This window comes from Brucella oryzae, assembly GCF_041929965.1.
In the GTDB taxonomy this organism is placed as follows: Bacteria; Pseudomonadota; Alphaproteobacteria; order Rhizobiales; family Rhizobiaceae; genus Brucella; species Brucella oryzae.
Genome location: NZ_JBHEEO010000010.1, coordinates 95,813 through 112,535, shown reverse-complemented (window position 1 = coordinate 112,535; position 16,723 = coordinate 95,813). Strand labels below are relative to the sequence as shown.

Here is a 16,723-nt window from a genome sequence, read left to right as displayed (position 1 = left end):
CTGACAAGACATTCAAGCTCTACGGATGCTGTTCTCGCGAAGACGGGTGATACAGAAAAGTATGATGACGGAGAGAAGGCTTGTTCCAATCATGACGGCTAAATTGGTTTTCACACCGAACGTTTCCAAGCCCAATGCCATCGCGAATGGCGCAGTGGCCGAAATGATTAGTCTGGCTGACATGATCTTGCCTTGCATGGCACCGTAGCCGTCACTGCCGAATAATGACAGCGGCAATGTTCCGGAGACAATACTGAATAGACCGTTTCCGAAGCCAAAAAGACAGGCAAACATTATCGTCGCAATAATGGATGGAGCTCCGAATAGCAGAACAATGAGGGCTAGCCCCATCAAGGAGGCAGAGATTACTGCCAGACGGATCGGAGTGAGGTTTTTGCCACCAAGCATGTTGATCAGGCGACTGGCTACCTGAGAAGGTCCGAATATCGCGCCAATAAATGCTGCAGAACCTGCGAGACCGAGCGCGCCCAACATCGGCACCATATGGACCAGAGTGGCCGCCGCAACGAGGGCTTGCAACGAGAATGCTACGAGAACCAGTACGAAACCTTTGCGCCGTTGATGGGCAGGCAGATCACCTGAAAAGGCGGTTGTGACTGTTCCATTCGTTGATCGTTTCCGACCACTCTTTGCAATAGAACGCACGAGCAAAAGGTGTACCGGCACGCAGAGAAACAAATGGAGGCAAGCGAACAGCAAATAGGTCTGTTGCCAGGTAAGCCAATGTTGAAGGGTTGTTGTAATGGGCCAGAAAATTGTCGAGGCAAAGCCTGCAATCAATGTCAGATAGGTGATGCTACGCTGGGCAACATTTGGAGCTAATTGCACCAATAATGCAAAGGCTGCTCCATATTGGACGAGGTTTGCGGCGATTTCGATGATCGTTAGCGCACCTGCAAACATCAAAGCATTTGGAGAAAGCGAACACAGTATGAGAGAGACGGCGGCCAGTATCGAGCCTATCGTCATCATGCGACCTGCGCCGTAACGATCAATCCATTTGCCTAACCAGGGAGCCAGAAAGCCCCCGGCTAGCAAGGCAACCGACAGTGCTCCGAAAATCCATTCGTTGGAAACGGAGAAGTCCCGCGCCATGGATGGCGCGAGAATGCTGAAGGAATAATATAAAGTGCCGTAACCGATATTCTGGGTCAGTCCGAGACCGGCGATGGCCGCAATGGGAAGCCGTTCAGCGCTCATATTGATTTCAACGAAACACGCTTTTCGAGTTTGGCAGCTTCTTCCTTGCGCTCGCTATAACGGTCTGTGAGATGATCCGAGATGCCACGCGTCAGAAGTGTAAACTTCATTAGTTCTTCCATTACGTCCATCACGCGATCATAGAACGATGAAGGTTTCATCCGTCCAGCGTCGTCAAATTCCTGCCATGCCTTTGCAACGGATGACTGGTTTGGAATGGTGATCATTCGCATCCAGCGCCCCAGAATGCGCATCTGATTGACAGCGTTGAAGCTCTGCGATCCGCCGGATACCTGCATCAATGCCAGAGTTCGGCCCTGCGTCGGACGAATTGCACCACCCGGCAATGGAATCCAGTCGATCTGCGATTTCATGACAGCGCTCATGGCTCCATGACGTTCGGGACTGGTCCAGACTTGCCCTTCTGACCAAAGCATTGCCTCACGCAGTTCTTGCACCTTCGGATGCTCTGCTGAACCATCGTCTGGCAAAGGAAGACCATTGGCGTGAAAGACACGCGTTTCAGCACCCATCGCATCGAGAAGGCGCTGTGCTTCCAGCGTCAGAAACCGACTATAGGAACGGTCACGAAGTGAGCCATAGAGCAAAAGGATACGAGGCTTATGCTTTGGAAAGTCGGCACGTAATGCATCCAGGTCAGGCAATGCGAAGGAATCCTGATCGAGGTTCGGCAGGTCCATGTCAGCGGGACTATCTTTCATAGGTGATGACTTCTCCGTCCTCTTTGGTGAATGACGACACCGGGTTTTCCAGAATGTCGAGAACCAGTTCTGACGGACGGCACAGTTTGGTGCCAAGCGACGTTTCCACGATTGGACGATTAATCAGGATAGGATGCGCCATCATGAAGTCGACCAGTTCGTCATCGGTCCAGTTTAGATCGGACAATCCCAATTCGGCATATGGTGTGCCTTTCTCGCGAAGGAGTTGACGAGGCGTCATCTGCATTGCAGTGAGCAATTCGACCAATCGTTCTCGCGAAGGCGGATTTTGTACATATTCAATGACGACAGGCTCTTCGCCGCTGGCACGGATCAAGGCCAATGTGTTGCGAGAGGTGCCACAGTTCGGATTGTGATAGATCGTAACTGACATTAGAGTTTTCCTGTTTCGGTGACTGGATTTTGATTGGCACCGCGTTCGTACCAACCCTTTGAGCGGTTCACGATCCAGACGACCGAGAGCATGACCGGCACTTCAACAAGAACGCCAACCACTGTTGCGAGCGCCGCGCCAGATGAGAAGCCGAAAAGGCTGATTGCTGCTGCTACTGCCAGCTCGAAGAAGTTGGATGCGCCAATCAACGCCGAGGGACCGGCGACGCAATGTTGCTCGCCTGAAATTCGGTTCAACAGATAGGCGAGGCCGGAGTTGAAATAGACCTGAATGAGGATCGGCACGGCCAGCATCGCAATGATCATGGGCTGTGTGATGATCTGCTCTCCCTGAAACCCGAATAGCAGAACGAGCGTCGCCAAAAGCGCAATCAGAGACAGCGGTTGTAGCATTCTGAGCATTGCATCGAAGGATTGTTGTCCGCCGCTGGCGAGAATGCTTCTGCGTAGGATTTGCGCGATAATCACCGGAATGACGATATAGAGGACAACCGACAGAATAAGCGTGTCCCACGGGACAGTAATTGCCGACAGTCCGAGCAGTAGCCCGACGATAGGGGCAAATGCCACAACCATGATCGCGTCGTTCAAGGCGACCTGCGACAGCGTGAAATGCGGCTCCCCCTTGGTCAGATTGGACCAGACGAACACCATTGCTGTGCAAGGGGCGGCGGCCAGAATAATCAGCCCGGCAATGTAGGAGTCGATCTGGTCTGCAGGCAGATAAGGGCGAAACAGCCAGCCGATAAATAGCCAACCGAGAAGTGCCATAGAGAATGGTTTGACGGCCCAATTGATAAAGAGCGTGACGCCGATGCCACGCCAGTGCTCAGTGACCTGTCTCAATGCGCTGAAATCGATCTTCAGCAACATGGGGATGATCATGAGCCAGATAAGAATAGCGACTGGAATGTTGACCCTGGCGACTTCAGCAGACCCGATTGCATGGAATACTGTCGGAAAGAAGTGGCCAAGAGCTACACCTGCGACAATGCAAAGAGCCACCCAGACCGTCAGATAACGTTCGAATGTGGACATCAGTTATTCTCCACATTTGTCTGTGTGCTACCTTCCATGGTGCCGATCTCTTTCAGATGATTTTGAAGCGCCATGCGGTCTATCGTGGCGTGGGGAAGGTTCAGGAATGCTGATATCCGGTTCTTCAGAAAACGGGCGGCCTGTGCAAAGGCGCGCTGCTTTTCTGCGTCGTTTCCTTCAACAGCGGCAGGGTCCTCAATGCCCCAGTGGGCTGTCATAGGATGGCCAATCCAGACAGGGCAAGCCTCTCCGGCAGCGTTGTCACAGACCGTGAAAATGAAATCCATCTGAGGGGCGTCGGTACCTGAAAACACATCCCAGCTTTTTGAACTCAGGTTCTCCGTGGAATAGCCAAGAGCATCCAGTTCCTTGATTGCGAGAGGATGAACGTCGCCTTTTGGCCGACTGCCAGCCGAATAGGCGTGAAAACGTCCTTCGCCATCCTTGTTCAGAATTGCCTCGCCCAAAATTGAGCGTGCGGAATTGCCCGTGCACAAGAAGAGCACGTTGTAGATCCGATCCGTCATTTTATCAGTCCGTTTATGGAAGGCCGAATTCAGCGGCCTTGTGTTACTGGGCGACCGTCTTCGGTTCGCAACAGGGTGTCAGGCTTTTTATAAGAGGTGCGCAGAGCTCGGCACTGCCGCCACAGCAGTCCTTGATCATGAAAAGGGTCAGTTCTCTAAATCGGTCGAGATCAGCGCGATAGATGATCGAGCGGCTCTGACGTTCGCCGTTCACAAGCCCAGCGCGAGACAGTGTCGCCAGATGTGCAGACATCGTGTTCTGCGGTACATCCAGCATCCGAGCGAGTTCTCCGACAGGAAGACCGTCAGGTTCATGTTTCACCAACAGTCGAAAGGTGTCGAGCCTTGTCGATTGGGCGAGTGCTGCGAGTGCGGTTATAGCTTCTTCTGTTTCCATATATCCAGAATAATGGATATATTAGTTACGTCAAGACATTTGATCGGTCATTAGGCAAGGATTGTGGAGGCCATGACGGCGAAATGTGCCAGACGGAGGTGCTTGGATCAATTAATCCGGGTAAACGGAAGTGCTCGTGAATGGCTTCAAAATCTTTGATATTCATCGTTGCAATCGGAATGTTGTGACAGATGCTGGTGGCCGCGATGAGCAGATCCTGTCCGTATTTTGGCGATTTTGCATTGGAATCTGGAACCCAAAGATTCTTGAGGGCGGGTACAGAAACCATTCTACCTTGAAGTCTTGCCACTTTCGTACACTGCGGAATGCAGTTGATGTCTGTGGTCAAAAGTTCATCAAGCCAAGTCTCAAATGCTTGAACGCGGGGTGATTTGGCAGCCCTTAAATTCTCTATGCCTTTCTGAATTTCTACGACGGTTGCCACTGAAATCGCTAAAGAATCTTCCGGAAATGTCCTGAGCCACGTGATAAGGTGTTCAGAAGGATTCTTGTACGTGAACTGAGAAATCACGCAGGTATCCAATAGAATGTGTGGCGATTGGTTCATTGTACACTCTGAATGCCTACGGGATCACCAGAATTTAAGGTTAATTCGAAGTGATTTCGTAAATATTAAATTGGGAGAATGTTAGCAGCTCGCGAAATATGTGGGCTGTATTTCGCATGGAGATTAGTTAATGGCGAACGAAAAGCTACTCGACGTTGAGCCTAGTGAGCGTTTGGCTGAATTGCTCGCCATCGTCGAAATAGATAGTCCTCAGATAATTCGCGTCGGTAACAGGAAGTTCGAGATAAAGTTTCTTGGCCACGTAGAAGCGAGGGACCCGACAGAGTTTTTATCAAAGGGCGGCCCTTTGGAAGAAGATGATTGATAGATTCATTGTCCGGTCCGACAGCTATGCTGTCTTTCGTACCTTTTCAAAACGCGAACGTGGCGTACGGCAACTGCCAATATACTAATGATCATTGAAACAAAGTGGTTTATTTTTCAATCATTAAAGCGCGTTGAAAAAGCGACGAATATTTCAAAGAGAAAGTTACTCGATGAGCAGATATTGCGACGGGGACATAATTAATGATAATTGATTTCGATGCCACTGAATGGTTATTCGATTTACACCATGTTCTTGAAGCTCATCTATCAAAAGAAACTCGCCTAAAACTGAAGCGTGACAAGTTTGAGTTTAAGGAAGATGCGTTGGATGCATTTGAAGAAAGCGTCGACATTGAGGTCATCATCGACGTAACCCTCGATTGGATCAAAAGCAATCATGTGCGTATTTTTCATGGAACGCGTTTAACCGACCTTGAAGCGCAGGAGATTATATCTGAGGGGATAAAGCCACTATCAGTTGCTGATCGCGTAGAGTGGCTCAGATGTACGATCCCTGGTTTGAGAAATATACTTACCGATGATTTGGTTAGTGATGCGGTCGATAAAGGTTCTCTCATTTATCGTGAGAATCAACTGCATGCGGCTATTTCGTTGAAGGAACTTATGAACGGTTATGACTATCTTTTCCTTGGATCAGAATTTGATCGCCGTTTACTGGAGTTTTCCGGGCGAAGTGACCTGCTGCCCTTAATTACAAAGCGCGGAAACCCGAGAGTCATAAAGATCGTCATACCAGGCAGTGAAGCATTGGATGCGATGCACCCCTTCTTCTCAATTGAACACACTCGTCAAAACGACCGCTATCCTAATTTTGTTCGAGATATTTTGGAGGAGTACGCCTGGTTAATGACCAAGCCTGAATACAAGAGGGCAGGAATAGATTCTTGTCTTCTGTTCAGGCGTGCTATTCCAGCGGAAAATATTGAGGAGATTGAAACGATAGATTAAACACCTATCGTTTCAAAGAACGTTGCGCTGCGAAAGCCTGGATAAAATTTGTTTGCCTTGGATTGTTCCTTGGAGTTATCGCGGCTGCGCTTAGGGTTCCTGTTTCATAAGCTCCTGTGTCCAGCGCTATTCTGTTTGAATAAACTTCCGGCCTACGCGATGCAGTAACTGTATGACCATGGACAACGATCTTCTCATGAGCATCCGTATGGTTGAGGAACTCGCCCCTGATCCAGCGCAAGTCTTTCTCTCGTTGGTCTTTCAAAGAGACGTTCGGTCGAACGCCTGCATGGACGAACGCATAGTTTCCGTCGATGACAAGGTTCTCGGCTTGTCGCATCATTGCCAGGTGATGAGGAAAACGTTTCTTGAATTCCTCAGCCAAGTGCGTGACGTCACTGCAATCGAGAAGACCATATGACGCTAGCGTCTCGAATCCGCCTTTATCTAACCAGTGATCCCGAACACGTTCACTCTCTTGGTTGCAATCAAGGACTCTTAAGAAAAACTCCTCGTGGTTGCCGAGAATTAGGCGACTATTGGGAGAAGCATGGAGCGTTGCATGTACCAAGTCCATCGCCCTCCTGCTATCAGGCCCGCGATCAATGATGTCTCCTAAAAAGATAATGCGATACTCGACCGCTCGCTGATCAGCATCAAGCTGAATCTGATCCAGCAACTTTTCCAGTAAATCTGCACGCCCGTGAACGTCGCCGATAGCGTATGTGAGCCTGCTCGATTTCATTGAGTTTCCATGGCTCATCGACGCTGTGCTTTCGGTAGTTTTCGCCATTCCCATGGCGTAATGAAATCGCCTTGCCAAAGGCCTGAAGAGGCTCGCATAGCAATGTCTTGCACGTTTTCGTATGCTCCCTTGGAATAAACTGGCCAATCCAATGCGAGACCGTTCTCGACCAACCATGCGGCGATGTCTTGGCCTTGGCTTGTTTGGCATGTCGCAACGGTTCGGCCGTACCGATCCCGATCCACTGGGAAACAAGTGACCGGCTGTGCATCGTGAATGAATGCATCCAGTTTTAGGGCCGCGTGCTGGCCGCAACGATATAACTTGCCTTCCGCATTCTTACAGGTCTGCGCGCTTTCGGGGGCGTCAATCCCACTCAGTCGAATGCGCGCGCCATGTATCTCGATTGTGTCACCGTCGATCACTGAGGCTCGTCCAATTAATTCAGCGGCATGAGCGGCCAAAGCGCTCACACAGAGAAGCGCGGCCATTATCATTCGAACCATACGACCGCTACTTTCTAGTGCACAGTCGCTTGGATTTACTGATTGAGCCGTCCTGACAGAGAAACTTGCCATCGGCGGTACAACGCGCAACGCCGCCCTTCTTCCCAGAGCAGGGGGTATTGCGTGCATCCGCGAAATTGGAAAACGACATAGCCGCAATCAGGATCGCGACGAAAGCTACATAATTTTTCATTCTGCCCCCACGTTAAAAATCGCCTCTCTGAACACGGTCAGCGCTCAGAAACTTAAACGCTTCAAACCTGACACCCTAAAACATTGCCAAGCGATAACCATCATAGCGATCCAGAAACCAAATAATTGATGTGACGTTAAACGCACCTGCTTCTGCCGCAATCGGGGCAGAAGCAGGTGCGGAGTTTCTTCGGTTTTAAGTTGTCTTGAGTGTGAGAAGCCCATCTCGTTCCTCAAGTATATTGGCCTTTTGCAAATAGCCAATTCTCGCTTGGATATGTTCCCTCAATTGACCACTTGTTGATTTGAACCCAAGCGCTCTCGAAATCGCATTGATTGCTTCATCTGGCGTTGCACCGAAGCTCGCCTCGACCAATTGTCGAAGTCCCTGATCAATTTCCATTGGAGGAAGCATATCGAGGCGGCGCAAGCTGAGCGAGGTAACTTCGCTTCGATCACGAAGCTTGATTTCACCATTTGGCCAAAGCAGGAATTGCCCTTCGATGTTGATGTGCTTGTTTCGGGCGGCCGCCAATATTGCCACGGTTACGTGGCTGTTGATGCGCTGGCCTGCTCTTTGTAATCCCCACGCGCTTCTGAGCCGAGTGACGAGTTCGTCTTGATGAAGAGGGCCCTCGACCTCCACAATTTCCTTAATGTGTTCAACCAGAATGCCGATAGGCGTTTCATGAAGTTCAACATGGATCGCTGGCGTGATTGACGCTTCCTTATAAAGGGGAGTTGCGTTTTCGATCACATCCTTCGGCAGTAGCCCGATTTCAGTCACGTCATCACGATCAATGGTGATGATCTCCACATTGACTGCTTTGCGCTTCTTCTCTGTGTCACCTTCGAGTTCAAGTGTATTGACCTTCGCACGTTCTATCGCGGCAATCAGCTTTTCGAGCTCAGCATTTGGGCGTTGAAACCAATCGGTGCTCCATATGCGATGAATATTCCAGCCATGCGCTTCGAGAACAGCTTGTCGCAAACGATCACGGTCGCGAGCTGAACGAGAGTCATGATATGCCGCACCGTCGCATTCAATACCGAGCAAATACCGCCCTGGTACCGCGTCATCGGCGACCGCGAGGTCGATAAAGAACCCAGCAATACCTACTTGCGGATGGACCTGGTAGCCACGCTCGGTCAATGCTGCAGCGACCTGTTCTTCAAAGACGCTGTCCATCTCGCGTTCAGTACGCTTGGATAGCGAAAGCCGTCCGGTTCTGGCAAAATGAAGGAAGAGCTTGAATGCAGCTACGCCCTTGCCTCGTGCGCGCTCCAAATCGATGTCCTCATCGGTTATGGACGCGTAGACTTCACAGCGTTGCTTGGCGCGACTAATCAAAACATTCAAACGTCGTTCACCACCCTCTGCTCCAAGTGGGCCGAACCTCATCCCCATGTACCCTTGGGCATTGCGGGCGTAGGCCACTGAAATGAAAATGACATCACGTTCGTCACCCTGAACGTTTTCTAGGTTCTTGATAAAGAACGGTTCTGTTGGGTGCGAATGAAAGAAGGCTTCAGTTTCAGGATTAAGCCGTCGCAGGATTTCTAGCTGATCCTGAATTTCTCTACGCTGTTTGATCGAAAAAGCAGCAACACCCAGTGACTGGTTAGGGTTCTCAAGAGCATGCTTGATGATAGCCTTGGCCACGGCCTTTGCTTCAGTTTTGTTAACGCCCTCTTCAAAGGTTCCGCCTGCAACTTGATGGAATCGGAGCCCCATTCCGGCTTCGTGCGTGTACGGACTAGGAACGATAAACAGCTTGTTTTCGTAAAACTCGCTATTTGAAACTGCGATGAGTGACTGGTGACGGCTACGATAATGCCATCTCAACATTTTCTCCGGCAGACCACGCGCAGAAAACAGACCGAGAATGCTCTCGATATCTGAAACCTGTGCGCCTTCAAGTTCGTCGTCGTCCTCCGAGCCGCTTGAAGTCATCTTCGAGAAGAAGCGCGTTGGCGGCAACTGTCTTTCGTCGCCTACAACAACCACCTGCCGCGCTCTGGCAACAGCGCCAATGGCGTCAACAGGTTGTATCTGACTAGCTTCGTCCATAACGAGCAAATCGAAGGTGAGTTGTGCAGGTGGCAGAAACTGTGCAATGGACAGCGGGCTCATCATAAAGACGGGCTTCAGCGCTTGAATTGCTGGAGCCGCCCTGGTCATCAACTGACGAATTGGCATGTGACCACGGCGACGAGCCATTTCAGATCTGAGCACGCCGACGGGGCCAACACCGCTCTTGCCCGGAATACGTTTATGGTGTGAACGAACGACTTCCAGTCGTGACAGTCCCATCCTGTCCATGTCAAGGCGCGCGAATTCATTTACCAGCCTTCCGTGAACCTCGCCATCGAAACGAGCTAACTCCGGATCGTGTCTATGTTGATCACGTAGGATGGCTTCGTAAAATGCCATCTCAAAATATGACATTACGCCGTCTGGAGTGACACGACCGTCTTCCAGACGTTCAACAATTAGTTCTGCGCCTGCATCATTTGCGGCATTGGCGCGATTACGGTAGGCGGTCCATTTCGATAGCTGTTCCCGTGAGGTCAACCAAACTTGCAACCGCTCCTGCAATTCGGAGCAGGGAACTTCCTCAACCCTGTTGGCTCCAAAAAGTGTTTCCGGATCGGTCTGTAGGTAATCAAGGATCGCTGAGAATTCGCCGACCCAGGTACCGGCATCGTCAAGCGTCGCTCCCGTTTTTCTGGCCAGGTCTCCCCGATCAGCTATTGTCGCAGCTAAAGGACGTATGTCTGCATTTTGCTGAACCCAATCGAACAGAAGAGAGAGTGCATCCCAATCGGATCCAATGCCCTCCCAACGTTGACCAAATGCTGAAGCTAAAAGCGTTCCCTGACCGTCTACCTTTGCTTTCAGATCAATGGCAAGGCCTAACACTTGGAAAATTTTCGAACGTTCACCTGCTGTCGCCAGATCGCGCTTAAGGAGCGTCTTGGCTTCCTGCTCAGCTTGGCCGAGCTCATCCACCAATCTAAGGACTTGCGATAAATGCGCGTCTTCTGCTCCGGTAGCGCCAGGGAAGAGAATCTGCGTCTTATCGGACAGTTCCAACCACAGAGCATGAGTCAGTCTGCGGGCTTCTTCCAAGATGCCTTGTACTTGTTCTGCGCTAGTGCCAACTGCGGCTTTGTTCGAAAGACGGCTTGCGATCTGCCGTGCCTCAGTGCTGACACCCCGCAGGCTACGCATCCAAAGCACCAAATCTTCAAGTGGCTTGGGGTCTGTCTTCTCACCGCGCCAGTCCGCTCCAAAGGCGGAACGGCCAAGAGCATCTCCGTCTCGTATAGTCGATCTGGCCTGCTTGCCCTTCTGAAGAAAGTCGAGAATACGCAACGTTTCGTCGACGGAAGGCTCACCAACCAATACCGTTTTGAGCAATGATCGGGCAGAACGCCAATCCCCGCTCAGGAATTTGAGCATTCGCTTTCCGTGAACCGCCAAAGCGGTTCTCGCCGCAACGAGATCGACTTCCCAGGCGTGATCAGTAACCTTTCCTGTAAGTTCTGATCGCGCGTTTTGTAGTGTGGCTACGGCTTCAGCAAGATCACCGGCCTGATCAAGCCCTCGTTCCCAAATAGCTGCAACAAACGCGTCCGGGCTTGCGTCTGGGGCATTCGCCACGCGTTGGCCGATTACGACCATCCGCTCAATCGAAGCCAATGAGCCTATATCGTCTACCCCGAGCAATGCTTGCAATGATCGCACCGCTGTCAGCAATCGCGGCAAAAGGGTTCTTAATTGTTCAACGGTCGTAAAAGCTGCATCTGAGAAATTTGCAGGTACTCGCGAGAACTGCGAAACGAGTTCTGCAGGTTCAGACCCCCAAGCTTCCGATGTTAAGATTTCATTAATTTTTTCAGCAACATTCGCTAACTTCTTTCCATCTTGAACTAAGGAAGCGATCTCGGTGATCGAACTCGCCCATACATCATTTGAAAGCGCATCATTCGCAATGGTATCGGGACAGCTAGCGAGTCTGTCTGCTAGCTTCTTGCATTTCTGATAATCTTGAAGATCGACGACATTCGCACGCTGAAGCGCCGTCGTCGTTTCTTGCATCCTTTCGAGCAATTCCGCGAATGCTGTGCTTGAGTTCTGAATGCGTACGGCCAGTCGTTCAAGATCGAGAGGTGAGATACCCGTTATCCCGACACCACGCCAAGGGTGTCGAGAAGGTAGTCCAATGTCGCGAATGCGTTCGGCGAGCTCCATAAGCAACTTTGACACTTCGTCGCGATGACCAGGTGTCCACTCCACCGCATTATGAAGCTCGATATCTGACGGTGCCATGCCTTCCCGACGAAGTCGAGACAGATGACCTATGACTGTATAAGCTGAAAGTCGATATGGCTCATATAGACGGTGGAGCCTCTTGGGATGATCGTTCAGCCTGTCACGAAGATCGAGCAAGACATCATCTATCGCGCCATCGAAATTTCCGCGTGGTGAGCCTAAGTCCCATGTCTTTTGGAGGTCGTGCAGTACGGCTTTCTTGTTCGCTTTATTGCTGTGCAACTCAAGGCAAGCTTCGCCGACACCAGCAGCGTCAAGCCGACGTTTTACGACCTCCAGAGCCGCCATCTTCTCGGCAACAAACAGAACGGTTTTCCCATCAGCAACTGCCGAAGCAATAATATTGGCAATTGTCTGCGATTTCCCTGTTCCGGGAGGCCCCTGAATTACAAGGTTCTTACCTCGTTTAACCTCATGAATGGCTGCAGACTGGGAACTATCTGCATCGACGATATGGGTCATCTCAGATGGCTGGATGACGGCATCAATATTAGCCTCGTCAGAAATCAGGTCATCATCGCGTTCAAATCCGTCAGAGACGAGAGATCTAATAAGAGGCGTATCTGTAAATTTGGCGTGGGTTGGCCATAGAGCAGGATCGAGATCCCGATACATCAGGAATTTGGCGAATGAAAAGAAGCCAAGAACGATGTCGTCAGGCTGTACTGACCAATCCGGCTTAACAGCGATACAAGAGGCAACTTTCTGCGCGTAATCTTCAAATGAAAAATCGTCTGTTGCCTCAAACTCGGGCATTTTGATCGCGTGGACACGGTCAAGTAACGCTTCCAAGGACAGATTGGACGAGAAATCTTCTTGCCGCGCCCGTAGCTTAAACCGTTCACCGGCGGTCCCGCGTTCCAATATGACTGGCACCAATATCAGGGGAGCATATCGGTTATTCTCTTTATTGTTCGGGTCGATCCACTTCAGCGTTCCGAGGCCAAGAAATAGAATATTGACGCCTTGCTCTTCTTCGAGCGTGCGCGCGTCAAAATAAAGGTCCAGAAGGCGCTTCTGCAAAGCATTCGGCGTCATCTTGGTCTGTAGCTTGGTATCTCCATGTCGAACAAGCTTGCCTTGCTTATCGCGCTCGTCATCGTCCGGGAGTGCGAGCTCAATAAGCTCCTCGCCATCAGCGTCTTCCCCGGTTTTCTCACGTCCTTTCGCGCCTGCAAGGAAGGTCATTACCTTGCCTTCAGTCACGAGAATTCGAAATACTTCTGCCGCTTTTTCATCGATGATATCGACAGTCTTCGCGCTCTTTGAAAAACGCGGCACGTTCAACAAGCGATTTCGAGCTGAAAGATCTAAAAGCTCTGTTCGAGCTCGTTCGATCTTGTCTTCGACCGATAAACTACCTGAAAAAGCGGAATTTTCGACCGAGTTGGTCGATTCCGAACGCTGCTGATCCATGATTTAACCCACCCAATTATCAGCAATAAATGGAACAATCATGAGCAGGAGTCTAGTTGGATTTTGTATCTGCAGGTGAAATGTGAGTATTACGTTATCTCAATATGCGTTTGGATACTGCTACGGTAAATCAACCATGTTCCTACGGATCACGAAGGTTCCGGATCAGGCGCTACATGAGCGTTCTCGCAAGTTTCTGCGATATCATGAGCGGAGTTTTCGTGTCGTTACTAAGGTTCAAGAGATGAGGGCTGCTTGAGCTCTAAGGTCGCGCTCCCCATCGCTACTTATGGGGTCCGCTCCCACTGGACTACAAGCGCAAATCATGTGGCGATGATTAGGCACAATTTAGGATGGGCAATCTTAAAAATAGTATAGATTCCTTCGTGGGCGTGCTCGATGATGTTGCATCGCTATAGCCAATGGGAAATATTGCAAAATAGGTTACCGAAAACCCTAAAACCAGCAGGCTTGTTTTCGGAAAAATTTTGCGATGAAGTATCTGCGTCTGATGGGGGCCAGTTTGAATCTGATTTCAATTGAATATGAAATGAACAGCAAGCTATAAGTGCTTAAACGGGGGCGACAAGAATACGATGCAGAGAAATTTACGCGTGAATGTTGACCAGACTACGTGGCCACCAGCGCCTAATTTGCCAGCATTTCCACCTGAATTTACTGCCGGATCTCAGATTTGGGACGTAAACATCCCCGCCTTGCTCCTAGCAATCGGATATCTGACCACGCCATCTTATGCGTCTGGAGTGTCGCTTAGCGAATACTGGGCTTGGGTTAGGTATATTCATGCGTTGGTGGATTCTGCAGATTTCCAACTGACTAAATCTTTTCATGAGCTCGACGCACATCAGAAAACTATCCTGAGTGACGACTTTGGAATGGGAGCACCGATATACTGGCTGTTCCAGAAATTACAAATCGGTCCAATTGCGGATGGGAAATATTTCATAGACAGAATGCATGCAACTATTGGGTTCACAGCAGTTGGAACAAAGAAACAAGGTCCGCAAAAATCTCCTGATTTTGTTGCGCAAGACCTAAACGGGGTTTGGCATGTAATCGAGTGTAAAGGGACGCAGACATCGTTAGCTTACCGGAAAAAGCAGCTAGGTATTGGTGCGCAGGTTCCAAGTGGGGCACTGGCTCAAAAGCAAACCATTAATTTCCCCAACGGCCACACCGGACAGAAATTGGCGACTGGTCTGTTTATTGGTGTCGAGGGCGATAGAAATACGAGTGAACTTTTGATTATTGATCCTGAAGGTGAAGGGGTAGGGTCAGTATCTGAAACTGACCTTGATTTTGCTTCCGATGCGATATCAAGAGGGGTAAGCGGACGTGTGCTACGTCTAGCAGGTTTTCCCGACACATCCTCTCTGGTCGCTGCTCCAGCTGGAACAGGTCCAAAAGCTAAAGCTTATAAGGGCAGCAGATTCGAATCCATGCGCACAAGGATTGTTGATCAAAAGCGAAATCGCGCGAAGGAAGAACTAGATCGAAAGAGCGACAGAATAGCATTCGTGTCTAATGGTAAAAGCTATATAGGACGAAAGATTAAAATGGATCTGGCAAAGGCAGTCCGGATCAATGGCCGAGTTTCAAACTCCGTTATCTTAGAATACGGTGTTGAAAATGAGTTCCTCAATTTCGTAGAACACCGAGCACTAAACATCGATGCGCTTTCCGAACCTCTTTCGGACATGCATGCTCTCCAAACACGAACTGTTTTGGAAGGAAGTACGAGAAGCGCACAGCTCTCAATCGGTGATGCTTTTGTTTCAAAAATGACGTTCAACTGACAATCGGTGGAAACAAGAAAACGTTCAACGTCCCCTTTCCAAGGCTCCACCTTAGAAAAAGGCTGATGTTCACGTTTGTAACAAAACTCCGTCACACCAGATCGCAGTATTTTGCGCGCCGAATTACGCGAAACATGAAGCTCTCTGGTGACCACCTTGAACATGGAAGGCGCGCCGTACACGAACAGTCGTATCCACTCTTTTCAACTCTCCACTCCATCCGCTGATTAAAAGTCAGTCCTTCGGATGAAATTTAGCGGGGGGTCCAAATTGAATAAGTATTAGCCCCCAAAAGGGGGGCGAGTTAACTCACAATCGCGAACATCCAAGGGAGCTCGCACTCCTGTGACCTGCCAGAGCGTTGTTGGACGGCGTGCGTTTGTCTTGTGCGGCGTCGAGCACAGTCGACTTGAGAGAGCTCAGCAGAACGTAAGGAAGATACTGTGTCGAAAATCATCATTTCCGCGTGGAACGCGCTGGACTAACTAAATTTCTGTCGGAACGCTTTTTGAGCATTGCGGCCTTGGGATAAGACCGCGTGATTCCGCACAGGTAACCAGATTGTAATTCGATGAGCATGTTGCTTTTAGAGCTTAGAGATGCGTCGTCAGAGTCCAAGAAACCTTGTCTAGCGGGGCAGATGCCCCAGCTGTCATTGATAAAAATTTATTGCCTGAAGCAGCAGATCAGTCTCCAAACGACAACGAGCGTATTATGGCCTGAGGGAGTTGAGGTTGGAAAGCAATCACGAGGCCGACGATGCTAGCTGCACCAGCAACAAGCTGAAAAGGTCGGTTTTCCGCCGCGAAACTGATAAATGTGCGCAGTCGTCCGCCGTGCATCTCCCACCATGTTGTATTCGTCTTTAGCGACCCATCAGCTACTCGCCCCGCGATGTTGGCCAAAATGTCCACTTTACGCAACGTAGATTGATGAAGTCCAACATAGTTCCCTTGTACAAAAGCATCTGCCTCTGACGCACCATTCAAGAAATCGCGCGGTTGTTTATTGTTTTTATCAAGTAACGTGGTCAGTCGTGGATGTCCAGTGTATCCAACGCCATAGATGTCGATCAAAAGGCGAGCAAGATCAAATTTGCTTTCATCCGGTATGACGTAAGGATTGCCAGAAATTGCTCGGTGTCGATGCTCGATTGCCGCGAAGCCGTAATTTATATCACGCATGTTCCAGTGAAGGTATTTCATGCCGCGATGACTGCCGACGTGCTGAAAGAATGCATCGAGCATCTTCCTTTCCAAAACGTCATAATGATCGGCAATTCCGGCCAGGTTGATCCCTTCAAGTTCAGCCACTTGGTGAATTGAGAACGAGACAGTTTGGCCGGAATCAAGTTTTCTGATCGCGATGGAGGTTATGCGGGGTGAGCGCCCGTCTGTTCGATCATAAAAGCTTTCGCAAGAGTAATGAATGACCCAAATATTAGCAGCGTCTTTGAATAGGCGGCTGATGGTTGTCTTGGCCGCGTTCTGTTTTTTGGGATCTGGAGCCGACACTGGGTACCTAT

General features: G+C 50.0%; 15 protein-coding genes. 3 read left to right on the top strand and 12 right to left on the bottom strand.

Features of this window, described 5'->3' with window-relative positions; genetic code table 11:
- Window positions 1-12: 12 nt before the first annotated feature.
- From arsK to JNC70_RS12920, 7 genes are read right to left on the bottom strand one after another with little or no spacing between them, the layout of a single operon-like run.
- The gene (arsK, locus tag JNC70_RS12950; RefSeq protein ID WP_374788615.1) at window positions 13-1,221 is read right to left on the bottom strand and encodes an arsenite efflux MFS transporter ArsK; all 1,209 of its coding nucleotides are present in this window, start codon (window positions 1,219-1,221) and stop codon (window positions 13-15) included.
- The gene (gene arsH, locus JNC70_RS12945; RefSeq protein WP_374788614.1) at window positions 1,218-1,943 is read right to left on the bottom strand and encodes an arsenical resistance protein ArsH; all 726 of its coding nucleotides are present in this window, start codon (window positions 1,941-1,943) and stop codon (window positions 1,218-1,220) included. The genes arsK and arsH overlap by 4 nt, the downstream gene beginning before the upstream one ends.
- Window positions 1,933-2,337: an arsenate reductase (glutaredoxin) gene (gene arsC / locus JNC70_RS12940; protein WP_374788613.1), complete on the bottom strand. Its 405-nt coding sequence runs from the start codon at window positions 2,335-2,337 to the stop codon at window positions 1,933-1,935. The genes arsH and arsC overlap by 11 nt, the downstream gene beginning before the upstream one ends.
- Window positions 2,337-3,395: an ACR3 family arsenite efflux transporter gene (gene arsB / locus JNC70_RS12935; RefSeq protein WP_374788612.1), complete on the bottom strand. Its 1,059-nt coding sequence runs from the start codon at window positions 3,393-3,395 to the stop codon at window positions 2,337-2,339. The genes arsC and arsB overlap by 1 nt, the downstream gene beginning before the upstream one ends.
- Window positions 3,395-3,922 (bottom strand): arsenate reductase ArsC, encoded by a 528-nt coding sequence (locus JNC70_RS12930; protein WP_374788611.1) that lies wholly within the window; start codon window positions 3,920-3,922, stop codon window positions 3,395-3,397. The genes arsB and JNC70_RS12930 overlap by 1 nt, the downstream gene beginning before the upstream one ends.
- A 43-nt stretch (window positions 3,923-3,965) precedes the next feature.
- Window positions 3,966-4,319: an ArsR/SmtB family transcription factor gene (locus JNC70_RS12925; protein ID WP_112591815.1), complete on the bottom strand. Its 354-nt coding sequence runs from the start codon at window positions 4,317-4,319 to the stop codon at window positions 3,966-3,968.
- Window positions 4,320-4,344: 25 nt separating this feature from the next.
- Window positions 4,345-4,887, bottom strand: a complete 543-nt coding sequence (locus JNC70_RS12920) for a PIN domain-containing protein (RefSeq protein ID WP_374788610.1) — start codon at window positions 4,885-4,887, stop codon at window positions 4,345-4,347.
- A gap of 130 nt (window positions 4,888-5,017) precedes the next feature.
- Between JNC70_RS12920 and JNC70_RS12915 the strand changes: the two genes are divergently transcribed.
- Together JNC70_RS12915 and JNC70_RS12910 are read left to right on the top strand one after the other, a co-directional pair.
- A complete protein-coding gene (locus tag JNC70_RS12915; RefSeq protein WP_374788609.1) occupies window positions 5,018-5,212 on the top strand; it encodes a hypothetical protein in 195 nt (64 codons plus the stop codon).
- Window positions 5,213-5,415: 203 nt separating this feature from the next.
- Window positions 5,416-6,183, top strand: a complete 768-nt coding sequence (locus JNC70_RS12910) for a hypothetical protein (RefSeq protein WP_374788608.1) — start codon at window positions 5,416-5,418, stop codon at window positions 6,181-6,183.
- A gap of 4 nt (window positions 6,184-6,187) precedes the next feature.
- On the opposite strand, the gene JNC70_RS12905 is transcribed toward JNC70_RS12910, so the two are convergent.
- From JNC70_RS12905 to JNC70_RS12895, 4 genes are all read right to left on the bottom strand, one after another.
- The gene (locus JNC70_RS12905) at window positions 6,188-6,928 is read right to left on the bottom strand and encodes a metallophosphoesterase family protein (protein WP_374788607.1); all 741 of its coding nucleotides are present in this window, start codon (window positions 6,926-6,928) and stop codon (window positions 6,188-6,190) included.
- A 14-nt stretch (window positions 6,929-6,942) separates the two neighbouring features.
- Window positions 6,943-7,419, bottom strand: a complete 477-nt coding sequence (locus JNC70_RS12900) for a thermonuclease family protein (RefSeq protein WP_374788606.1) — start codon at window positions 7,417-7,419, stop codon at window positions 6,943-6,945.
- Window positions 7,420-7,441: 22 nt separating this feature from the next.
- Complete coding sequence (locus tag JNC70_RS22875) at window positions 7,442-7,585, bottom strand: YdcA family protein (protein WP_510185729.1); 144 nt, start codon at window positions 7,583-7,585, stop codon at window positions 7,442-7,444.
- Window positions 7,586-7,822: 237 nt separating this feature from the next.
- Window positions 7,823-13,381 carry a DUF3320 domain-containing protein gene (locus JNC70_RS12895; protein ID WP_374788605.1) on the bottom strand — a complete coding sequence of 1,853 codons (5,559 nt, stop codon included), beginning with the start codon at window positions 13,379-13,381 and terminating at the stop codon, window positions 7,823-7,825.
- A gap of 614 nt (window positions 13,382-13,995) precedes the next feature.
- On the opposite strand from JNC70_RS12895, the gene JNC70_RS12890 reads away from it, so the two are divergent.
- On the top strand, window positions 13,996-15,198 hold the full coding sequence (locus tag JNC70_RS12890; protein WP_374788604.1) for a hypothetical protein: 1,203 nt from the start codon (window positions 13,996-13,998) through the stop codon (window positions 15,196-15,198).
- A gap of 686 nt (window positions 15,199-15,884) precedes the next feature.
- Here the strand turns inward: JNC70_RS12890 and JNC70_RS12885 are convergent.
- Window positions 15,885-16,712 carry a hypothetical protein gene (locus tag JNC70_RS12885; protein WP_374788603.1) on the bottom strand — a complete coding sequence of 276 codons (828 nt, stop codon included), beginning with the start codon at window positions 16,710-16,712 and terminating at the stop codon, window positions 15,885-15,887.
- Window positions 16,713-16,723 lie beyond the last annotated feature (11 nt).